The sequence below is a fragment of the uncultured Campylobacter sp. genome (genome assembly GCF_938045625.1).
Classification (GTDB): Bacteria; Campylobacterota; Campylobacteria; order Campylobacterales; family Campylobacteraceae; genus Campylobacter_A.
In genome coordinates this window covers 1-9,841 of record NZ_CALIAV010000031.1, presented here as the reverse complement: position 1 = coordinate 9,841, position 9,841 = coordinate 1, and the positions used below count along the sequence as shown (strand labels likewise).

Here is a 9,841-nt window from a genome sequence, read left to right as displayed (position 1 = left end):
GAAAAACGCCCGGCATCAAAAAGAGTATCGACGAGCCGATCGCCACGTCGCTAGTGTGCGTAAAGCCGTAAAATACGCCAAGATAGGCAATAAAAGATACGACGAACGAGGTCAAAACGTACTGAATTTTTAAATTTACGCCCATTTTAGCAAGCGCAAATCTAAGGCTATATCCCACGAGCGTCGCGAAAAATACGCAAGCTACCGAGCCAGCATCGCCGCCAAAAAGCCTGCAAAACGCCGCATTTGCAAAGCTTATTAAAATAAGCGAGCTTGCAAATTTGTTCGCACCTATACACATGACGCCATCAAACTGCTCTTTGGCTTCATCAAGGCTCAAATTTTCGTCCAAAATCCGCCAGCTAAGCGACGAAAGCTCGGAAATGCGGTTAAAGCTCACCTGCCCTAGCGGGATCTTTTTCACGTAGGTTCGGCGCAGGGAGTTATCGGCCGAGTCCATGACGCTAATGGTAAAATATTTCACGAAAATCGTCACGCTAACGTCGTAGCCGTAACGCCTAGCCACGCGGTCTACGCACTTTTCGACGCGCGCGGTGTAGGTGCCAGCACTCACCATCGCGCTCGTATAGCCTGCGAGAAAATCGGTTAAAATTTGGATGTCTGGCTTCGCGCTCATTTTTCTGCGGTTTTAAATTTGATAAAAAACAAAGCAAGCTGTGCAAACAGCATCAGCTTCATCGTCCACTCGCTAGCCGCGTGCATCTGAGCAAACTCGGCCGTCTGCGTCGCCGCCTCACCAGCGGTCTGCGCATCCATGACGAAAGGCGTGAAGTAAAACACGAATGAGAGCGCGAGGGCTAAATTTATCGCGCTAAGCATACCCATGCTAAATTTAGCAGCGAATTTGACGCTGGATCTAAACGAAGCAAGCTCGTAAAGCGCGGCTATGACGCTAACGGCTAGCAAGGCGTAGTTAAATTTAACAAATATCGTGGCCATCAGTTTGCCGCTTTGAAACTGCGTAAGTACGCCCTCGCCAAGTATGCTCTGCGGATAAAAAATCGTCGGCGCAACCAGAGCGCCCAAAGCCAGCTCCGCGCCGATGAGCGCACCCAAAAGTAAAAAATAAACGCTTTTCATGATTTTCCTTTTTTTGATTTATCGCACGCATTTTAGGGTTATAGCATTTAAAATTCGCTAAATTTGAGCAAGAAGGGCGGAAATTTGAGAGCTATAAATTCGACGCAAGCTGAGGCAAATTTGGTTTTTCGCCAAAGCACAAACCGCGCGCAAATTTAGAAATTTGCAAATACGTTTCGCGCGACGAATCCGCGGTCAAATCCCGCTAAATCCTTGTAAAACTCCGCCTCAAACCCGTTAAATTTAAGCGCGTTTTGCATACTTTCTCGCTGATCGTAGCCCATCTCGCAGGCTAGGTATTTTACGCCGCGATTTTTAGCGACGAGGATAATGTTTTTTAAGATCTCATCGCCCGCCGCGCCGCCAAAGAGCGCCTCGTGCGGCTCGTTTAGCACGAATTTATCAAGTTCGTAGCCCTGCGCGATATAAGGCGGGTTTGAAACGAGCAGATCAAACTGCCCGTAAATTTCGTCCAGATACGCGCATTTTACGAACTCTATCCTATCCTCTACGCCAAATTTCGCGGCGTTCTCGCGAGCTAAATTTAACGCATCGTCGCTGATATCGGAGGCTATGATTTTAGCGTTTGAATTTAGCGCGAGACAGATGCTGATTATCCCGCTTCCCGCGCCTATCTCGGCAACTAGCGGCGACCCCTTTCGCGCGGGTAAATTTGATAAAATCTCAAGCGATTTTTCGACTAAAATTTCAGTCTCGGGGCGCGGGATCAAGACGCCCTTTTTTGCGTTAAAGCTAAGTCCGTAAAAGCCCGCCTCGCCCGTGATATACTCTAGCGGCTCGTGATTTGCGAAGCGCTTTACGAGCGCGAAAAATCCGTCCGCATCATCAAGCTCGCGGTTTAAATTTAAAAATATCCATTCGATTTTTACGCCAAGATGCCGCATCAAAAGCGCCTTGACTACGCGCGCCGGATTTGCGCCGTTTATCTCGCACGCTGGAGCTATCTGCGAGGCGGCGGCTTTTAGCGCGTCATTTACCGTCATTTTCCAGCTCGTTTATACGCTCAAAGAGACTTGGGTGCGAGTGATAGAAGAAAGTGTAGAGCGGATGAGCCTTTGGGAAGGCCTTGTTTTCGGAGCCCAGCTTTTTTAGCGCGCTTATCATGTCGGCTTTGTTTGAAACCTCGCCTGAGAATTTATCGGCGCCAAATTCGTTAGCGCGGCTAAAATACGAGCTAATAGGCGAAAATAAAAACCCGAATATCGGCGAAAAAAGCAGTAAAAATACGATCACTCCGCCGCCTGCCGGGCTGAGCCCTAGAGCGTCGTACGCCGCGTCAGGGATGTTGCCGAATATAAAAAACATCACAAAAAGCATAACCGCGCTTAGGGCGATCATTTTTAGGATATCTTTGTGCTTAAAGTGCCCGAGCTCATGTCCCAAAACGGCGATTATCTCGGCAAGACTTAGTTTTTTAACGAGCGTGTCGAAAAGCACGACGCGCTTAGTCGCGCCAAGGCCGCCAAAATAGGCATTTAAGCGGTTGTCGCGCTTGCTGGCGTCTATCGTAAAAACGCCGCTACTTTTAAACCCACACTGTGCCAAAAGCCCTTCTATACGGCTTTTTAGCTCGCCCTCTTCCAGTGGCTGCATCTTGTTAAAGATAGGCGCGATTAGCGTCGGATAAATGAGATTTATAACGAGCGCGACCGAGAAGCTCAGCAAAAATGCCCAAAACCACCAAAAATCGCCCAAAAATCTAATGCAAAGCAGCACCAGCCATACAAACAGCGTACCAAACGCCAGCGTTAGCATGAGCGTTTTAAGCAGATCTAGCGCGAAAATTTTAGGCGTTACGTTTGAAAAGCCGAGCCTTTTGTCTTTGACGAAGGTTTCGTAGATATTTAGCGGTAGCTCCAGCAGCGACGAAACGAGCAAAAATGCCATAACCATAAAGACGTTATCGCCTATATCTCCCGTTTTATAAGCATGCCCCGATATCGCGCCAAGTCCCCAGCACGCCCACATCATAAATATCGCGGCGTGATAAAAAAGGCTAGCTATCTCAAATTTTTGATTGCTTATCGCGGCTGCGGCGGCTGATTCGTACTCGCCCTGCTCTAGCACGACGGCGGGCTTTTTCGCCTCCGAGCGGATGAAGTTTATCTGTAAAATCGCCAGCCAAGCCTTTACGGCAACGTAAAAAAAGTAAATACCGAGTAAAAAATAAAACATATTTTCCCTTAAATTTTATAAAGACTAAAGCAGCCGTAGTCGGTGCGCACGGCCAAAAATTCCTCGCCGTTTATGCGCTCGAATTTCGCCTCGCAGCGCTTCACGACGTGCGAGAGCTCGAAGCCAAGCTGCAATTCCCCGCTTTTTAGATCGACGATGCGAGCCTTGTCGTAGCTAATTAGCGCGAGCCGCGAACCGTCCTCGCTAACGCGAATCTTCTGGGCCTTAGCGCACTCGCCGCGCATCCACGCGGGAGTTTGCCGCGAACCTACCGCATCAAAAAAAACTAGACCGCCCTCGTAATACTCCCTGCCTAGCAGCGAGCCGTCTTTCAAAAAGCAAACGTCGCTAAGCGCGCCGAAGTCGCCTTTTATTTCATTTAAAATTTCGCCGTTTAGAGTGTTCAAAATTTTGATTTCGTTTTGCTTGCAGCCTAGAGCCAGCCTCATACCATCCGTGCTAAGCGCTACGCAAAACGCCGCGCCGCAGCCTGAGTCCGTTTTATATTTGCCAAGGTACGAAAACCCACCGTCCTTTAAAAGGTAAATTTGACCATATGCCGCAAATGCCGCCGTCTTGCCGGACGCGCAGATAAAGCTCGTAATGTCGCCGCTTCTTTTTATTTTTAGCTCTTTAAAGACGTTTGTAAATTCGCCCGTTTTGGGGTTAAATCTAAAAATATCGTGATCTAAGTCCAGCAGCAAATTTTCGCCCGCGCGCTCCGCCTGCCACGCAAGCGGCTTTGGCAGGATGATATCGCCCTTTATCGCCCCGTCTGTGCCCAGCCTAGTTAGAAAATCTACCGAGTCCTCTTCTTTGTAGCCGCCGCATTTATAGACGAAAAGATCATCGCCAGCGCCCGCAAAGGCTAGCGCGCCCGTGTATCCGCCGCCGATGTAGACGTGCAGACTCGCCTCGCCCGCTTTCGCGTTTGCATTTTGCAGGACGTAGCCTTTTTTCAGGCTCTCCCACTCCTTTTTCACGCAGGCTTTTTGCGCTTCGCCAGTGCTAGAAAACTCCTTTTGCGTCTGCCTACTTTTGCCGTTTTTGATGCTCTCGCTGATTAAAATTTGACCCTCTACGCGCAAATTTATGCGGTCGCCGTTAGCTAAATTTACGAGATGCGCCATCAAATTTACTTTAAAAAATTATCGTAAAACGAGCTGATAAAAAGCACCAAAATGATAAACGGAACGACGAATTTGATATACCAAAACCAGATGTTTACGAGTTTTGCGTATTTTTCGCTGCCCTGCATTATCTCGCGCTTGGCTTCGTCTTTTAGCACCCAGCCGACAAATATCGCGCATCCTAGCGAAGTCAGCACGAAAAATATCGTAGCGCTGATAGCGTCGTATGCGTCAAAGATATTTTTACCGAAAATTTTAACGTCCGCAAGCAAATTCGTAGCCATCAAGGACGGTAAATTTCCAAATATAAATATCGTGCCTAGAACCAGCAAAATCGCGCTTTTGCGCTTGATTTTGAATTTCTCCTGAAGCGTCGTGATGATAACCTCGTAGATCGGCAGCGAGGTCGTGAGCGCGGCGATCATCAGTAGCGCAAAAAACGCCACCGCAAAAAATCCGCCAAAAGGCATATGCGAAAAAACGATCGGTAAGCTCTTAAACACGAGGCTCGGGCCGCTATCTGGCGATACGCCGTAGCTAAAGAGCGACGGGAATATCATAAAGCCCGCAAGCACGGCGATGACAGTATTTAGGATGCCAGTGATAATAGAGATTTTAACCAGCCCTTCGTCTTTTTTAACGAAGCTAGAAAGAGTAATCATAACGCCAAAACCAAGCGAAAGAGCGAAAAATACTTGCCCTAAAACATCGACGAAAAGCTTGATACTTATCTTTGAAAAATCTGGCGTGAGGTAAAATTTAATCCCCTGCGCCACGCCATCTAAGGTCAAGTTTTTTACGATCATTACGATCATCAGTACAAAAAGCAGCGGCATGAGGTACTTCGCCGAGCGTTCTATTCCACCGACCGCACCCTGCACCAAGATCGCGTAGTTTACGAGCACGAACACGAGCGTCGCAAAGCTGATAGCCAGCGGATCGCTCACGATATTTTGCTCATAAAACGCGCTCGTGGCCTCAAAACTCAGCACCTGCGAGAGATCAAGCATGCCAAATGCGATCTGCGCGATATAGTTTAGCACCCAGCCGCCGATAACCATATAATAAGCCATGATGCCAAATGCACCAAGCAGCCCCATCCAGCCCACGATTTTCCACGCGGGATTTATATTTTGACCGCCGAATGCGTCTACGGCATTGCATTTTAGGCGTCTGCCGATCGCATTTTCAGCTAAAATCATCGGTATACCGATCACGATCATCGCGATACAAAACACGAGTACGTAGGCGCCGCCGCCGTTTTGCCCGACCAGATACGGGAAGCGCCACGTCGCGCCAAAACCCACGGTCGCACCCGCGACAGCCAAAATATACGTTACCTTCGAACTCCAAGTTTTTCTATCCATCTGTATACCTTTGTGAAAAAGAGAGATTATATAAAAATTTTATTTAAAGTTTTTAGAAGCATCTTTGAAATTTAAAACAAATCTGGATTAAAATCGGTAAATATTATTAGAAAAAGGCTGCTTGGCATAAATTTAAAGGCGTAAATTTATGCAAATTTACGCCAAATTATTATTTTCTAACGACATGCAAAAACTGCATATGCTTGCGGTATTGCTCGATGACGTCGTTTATCAGCGTAGCTTCGCTCCAGCCAAGCACGTCGTAGTCCTGACCGCCCTCTTTTAGATAGACCTCAGCCCTGTAGTAAAGATCGTCGCCCTCAAGCTCCCTCGTGTAGTCTGGGCTCTGGCTTTTGGTGAGATAGACGCCATATCTAAAGTCCATCTCGTCGCCAAGTCCGACGTTTAAATTTACAAAATTTTCGCCATTTGTGACCTTTGCTTCAAGTCCGTTTTTGGCAAATTCCTCTTTTAGCTCGTTAAACGCTTTTAGCACGACTTCGTTTAAAAATTTCTTGCCGTCTTTCTTACCTGGCAACGTAATGATCGCACTTAGGCGCTCTTGCCACGGCTTTGAAAGATCGCTAATAGGCATGTTGTTAAAGTTATTTGTCTCTTTTTTGGTTAGATCCACACGTAACGCCTTAAATAGCCCGTAAATGGCGCCAAGTAGCACTATGGCAAACGGCAACGCCGTAGTTATCGTAAGTGCTTGAAGCGAGCCAAGACCGCCGGCTAGCATCAAAAATGCCGCCACGACACCCACCGTAACGCCCCAAAAGACCTTTTGCCAAACCGGCGTATCGTCCTTGCCGTTTGAGCAAAGCATGTTCATCACGATCGCCGCAGAGTCTGCTGAAGTCACAAAAAATATGACGATCATAAAGACTGCAATCGTGCTTAGCACGCCTGAAAAGCTAAATTTTTCTAAAAACATAAAGAGCGCCGAAGCCGAGTCGGAATTTACAGTCGTTGCTAACTCGCTAAAGCCGCCTTGCACCAAGGCAATCGCCGAGTTACCAAAAAAGCTCATCCAAGCAAAGGTAAAGCCGGTTGGCACGAAAAGTACGCCGATCACAAATTCTCTTATCGTCCTACCCTTTGAAATTTTAGCGATAAATAGCCCCACAAACGGCGACCAAGATAGCCACCAAGCCCAGTATAGCAGCGTCCAACCGCCAAGCCAGCTCTCGTTTTGCCTCTCGTAGGCGTAGAGGTTAAAGGTATTTGAAATGAGCGTAGAGACGTAGTCGCCGCTGTTTTGCACAAACGATTTTAAAAGCTGCGTCGTATCGCCCAAAAATAGTATCAAAAACATAAAACATATAGCTAGCGCGATGTTTGAGTTTGATAAAATTTTAATCCCCTTATCAACGCCGCTAGCCGCCGAGATGGTCGCTGCAAAACAAAGCACTATTAGAAGCGTAATATGCATGGTCGGCAGGCCAAAAACGTGCGTAAGGCCAGCATTTACCTGAAGTACGCCGTATCCTAGCGAGGTCGCTACGCCAAAAAGCGTCGCTACGACGGCAAATGTGTCGATAGCGTTGCCGATCTTGCCGTAAATTTTATCGCCGATGATCGGATAAAACGCCGATCTAAGCGTGAGCGGCAAGCCGTGTCTATACGAGAAAAAGGCGAGAATTAACGCCACGATAGCATAGACCGACCATGCGCCCATACCCCAGTGAAAGAAGGTGATATTCATCGCAAGCTTTTGCGCTGCGATAGTTTGCGCGTCGCCGAGCGGCGGATTTAGATAGTGCATGAGCGGCTCGGCCACGCCAAAAAACACAAGTCCAATGCCCATGCCGGCGGCAAAAAGCATAGAAAACCACGAGATATTTTTGTGCTCCGGCTTTACGTGATCGGCTCCTAGTTTGATCTCACCAAGCTTGCTAAAGCCAAGGATGATGATGCTTAGAAGTATGACGGCGACGGCCAGGATGTAAAACCAGCCAAATTTGGCCGCGATGTAGTTTTGCATGCCTTTAAAAAACTCATTTGAGAATTTTGGAAATATCGCTGCAAATGCCGTTATTAAAAATATGACAACAAGCGATGGGATAAATACCGAATTGTTAAATTTCGACTTTTGAAATTTGATCATTTTTCTCCTTTTTTGTAAATTTCATCTTCCTTTTAAAATAGCAAAAAAAAGTAAATAGGTCAAATTTACTCCTTAAGTTTTTGGCTAAATTTAAGGAGTAAACCACTGCAAAAAGGCGTTTTGAAAAAATTTACACTAAATTTATCTATAGTCTATTTTCGCACTTTTAGCTTTTGTGACTCCAAAGATGATCGCAACGATAAAAGCTATACCAAATGTGATATAAAGTATGACGGTCGGCTTCTCTACTTCGATGCGAGATAGCGCCACCTCCTCGCCGCTAGCAGGCACTAGCGCGCCGGTTTTTATCATCTCGTAGATATCCTTTGCCTCTAGTTCTTTGCCCTGAAAGTGCGGCGGTCTGGTTAAAATTTCAACCGCTCTAAGATCTGATATCTCGTAAACGCCCTCCTTCATATAAAACCTGTCGTAGTAGCTACTAACAAAATAGCTCTTTTTATCATCCGTAAAGACCGTGCCGTACTCGCCGCCGTTTACGTCGCCGATCTTGCGAAGCTCGCTTTTGCTAGTTAGCCTGTAAAGCCCGACTAAACGCGCGCTAACTTGCCTACCGTGTCTAGAGCGCTGCCACTCCTCGCTATTTTGCAAGAAATAAACATTCTCATCATCAGCAAACAGATCGGAGTAAAATCTATAAATTTCGCCTTTGGGCTTAAAATTTGAGATCTTTTCAAGCCCAGGCTTACTCTTATCCCAAAAGTAAATTCCGTCTTTGCCCACAAAAATAGGCCAGTAAATATATGGCTCGCCCTCGTTAAAGATAGGCGTAAACGGCATCGCCTGCTCGCTAAATTTATGCCCATTGGCAAAAACCGCGCCCGTCTTTGGCTCAAAAAGATAGCGCGTTTCTTGATAAGGTTCGGTCGCTATCTCTCTCATCTCCTCCGTGTAGCTCACGTCAAGCTTTACTCCGTCCAAAAATACGCTTTTGCCGTCTGTGAAATAGTCCGTTTTTTGCCCTTTTGTAGTTTTTATAAATTTTAATCCGCTAGCGTTTGCGTCTAGCTTTCCGCCCTTATAATAAAGCGTCTCGCCGTCTCTTGCAAAGCCCATGTCAAAAATAGGCTCTAAATTTACACTATCAACGCGTACGTTTTTATAAAAATAAGAGCTACCCTCATAGCTTTTTATAAAAACATTAGCGATGCTCTTCACAACGGCGACAAACTCGTTAAATCTCGGCTGTTTCTCGCCTTTTGGGCTACAAAAGTAGCTTGTTTTGCCATCGGTTAGATAGCCGTTGCCAAGTAGGTGAGTGCTTTTAGGATCGAGCCCTTGCAAGATCTTTGTTGAGCAGTAGACGTTGTTTTTGTCGGCCGCCACGTTTGAGTAGTAGTAATTATGGGGTAAATTTAAGACGCGAAAGCTATCTTTATCCGCGCCCTTTAGCAAATACCTGCCGCTGTGTGCGATAGCAGCGTAAATTTCGCCATCAGGCGAGCGGTAAAAATTGCTCCTATCTATATTTTCAAATTTGTCTTGAGTTGCAGCCGCGTAGTAGAAAAAAGCGAGTATCAACTCTGGTATCGCTAAAGCCAAAACGATCGCTATGATCCATATTTTTTTATTTTTTACCATAATATTTCTCATATCTCTTTACCCTCCCAGCAAGAGGCGATAAGCCCGATAGCTAGCAAGATCATCCAAAACAGCTAATTGCCTTCGCTACGGGCTAGTTATCAACCTGCACAATAGCGCTACTATGTACACTTTTAAAATCATTAGGATTAAATTTAGACTTTTGTGATTTTATCATATTTCTTTTTCGCCGATATCCATAAACCTCTCTCAACCTATCCAAAAAGAGAATAAGTCAAATTTTAAAATATTGAATAGCAAATTTATCGCCAAAATGCAATTAATTTTCCAATATCCACAATTTATAAATTTTTCTACTAATAATTTTTATTATTTAA

At 46.0% G+C, this 9,841-nt stretch carries 8 protein-coding genes; all 8 read right to left on the bottom strand.

The annotated features are described in order from the left end of the window. A partial coding sequence (locus Q0386_RS03105; RefSeq protein ID WP_299026944.1) for a threonine/serine exporter family protein occupies positions 1-637 on the bottom strand: 637 nt, incomplete at its 3' end. Then, positions 634-1,101, bottom strand: coding sequence for a DUF4149 domain-containing protein (locus tag Q0386_RS03100; protein ID WP_299026941.1), 468 nt, complete (start codon positions 1,099-1,101; stop codon positions 634-636). The genes Q0386_RS03100 and Q0386_RS03105, both read right to left, overlap by 4 nt. Positions 1,102-1,256: 155 nt before the next feature. After that, positions 1,257-2,105 carry a peptide chain release factor N(5)-glutamine methyltransferase gene (gene prmC, locus Q0386_RS03095; protein ID WP_299026938.1) on the bottom strand — a complete coding sequence of 283 codons (849 nt, stop codon included), beginning with the start codon at positions 2,103-2,105 and terminating at the stop codon, positions 1,257-1,259. Then, positions 2,092-3,297: a M48 family metallopeptidase gene (locus Q0386_RS03090; RefSeq protein ID WP_299026936.1), complete on the bottom strand. Its 1,206-nt coding sequence runs from the start codon at positions 3,295-3,297 to the stop codon at positions 2,092-2,094. The genes prmC and Q0386_RS03090 overlap by 14 nt, the downstream gene beginning before the upstream one ends. An 8-nt stretch (positions 3,298-3,305) precedes the next feature. Further along, positions 3,306-4,427 (bottom strand): WD40 repeat domain-containing protein, encoded by a 1,122-nt coding sequence (locus Q0386_RS03085; protein ID WP_299026931.1) that lies wholly within the window; start codon positions 4,425-4,427, stop codon positions 3,306-3,308. A 5-nt stretch (positions 4,428-4,432) separates the two neighbouring features. Continuing rightward, a complete protein-coding gene (locus Q0386_RS03080) occupies positions 4,433-5,794 on the bottom strand; it encodes a sodium-dependent transporter (protein ID WP_299026928.1) in 1,362 nt (453 codons plus the stop codon). Positions 5,795-5,963: 169 nt separating this feature from the next. Next, positions 5,964-7,904 carry a BCCT family transporter gene (locus Q0386_RS03075; protein WP_299026925.1) on the bottom strand — a complete coding sequence of 647 codons (1,941 nt, stop codon included), beginning with the start codon at positions 7,902-7,904 and terminating at the stop codon, positions 5,964-5,966. Between the two features lie 141 nt (positions 7,905-8,045). Beyond that, positions 8,046-9,515 carry a DKNYY domain-containing protein gene (locus tag Q0386_RS03070; protein ID WP_299026922.1) on the bottom strand — a complete coding sequence of 490 codons (1,470 nt, stop codon included), beginning with the start codon at positions 9,513-9,515 and terminating at the stop codon, positions 8,046-8,048. Positions 9,516-9,841: the final 326 nt, after the last annotated feature.